Origin of the sequence: Bizionia saleffrena, assembly GCF_008086175.1 — a bacterium.
Lineage (GTDB): Bacteria > Bacteroidota > Bacteroidia > Flavobacteriales > Flavobacteriaceae > Bizionia > Bizionia saleffrena.
The window spans coordinates 1-751 of the sequence record NZ_VSKM01000053.1 but is presented as its reverse complement, the minus strand read 5'-3'; the positions used below and the strand labels follow the sequence as shown (position 1 = coordinate 751).

Here is a 751-nt window from a genome sequence, read left to right as displayed (position 1 = left end):
ACAGCTACAGCCAACCAGATTATCGAAGTAACCGCAGTAAATGATGCACCAGTAGCAGTAGACGACAGTTACAGTGTTGCAGAAGAAGGTACAGTAACCTTAACACCATTAGATTTAGATAGTGATTTAGATGGCGATATCTTAACGATAGTAAGTATTAATGGTATACCATTAACACCAGGAACAGCACAAACAATAAATGTATTAAACGGTACTGTAAGTGTTAGTGATACCGGTGTTATAACCTTTACAGGAGATACCGATTTTAACGGAACAGTTATCTTCCCATATGTCATTACCGATGGTACAGATACAGCTACAGCCGATCAGATTATTGAAGTAACGCCAGTAAATGATGCACCAGTAGCAGTAGACGATAATTATACCGTTTCAGAAGAAAGTACAGTGATATTAACACCATTAGATTTAGATAGTGATATTGATGGTGATATTTTAAGCATTGTTTCTATAAATGGAACTTTATTAACACCAGGAACAGAGCAAGTTATCACGACTCCAAATGGAACAGTGAATATAGATGCAGCAGGTGTTATTACGTTCACACCGAGTGATAATTACAATGGTACGGAGACCTTTGCATATGTCATTACTGATGGTACAGCTACAGCTACAGCCAATCAGATTATCGAAGTAACCGGGGTAAATGATGTACCAGTAGCAGTAGACGACAGTTACAGTGTTGCAGAAGAAGGTACAGTAACCTTAACACCATTAGATTTAGATAGTGATT

1 protein-coding gene is annotated in these 751 nt (G+C 37.8%); it reads left to right on the top strand.

The genetic code is table 11. The features are described from left to right. On the top strand, positions 1 to 751 hold a 751-nt coding region (locus tag ES676_RS14570), incomplete at both ends, for an Ig-like domain-containing protein (protein ID WP_148371052.1).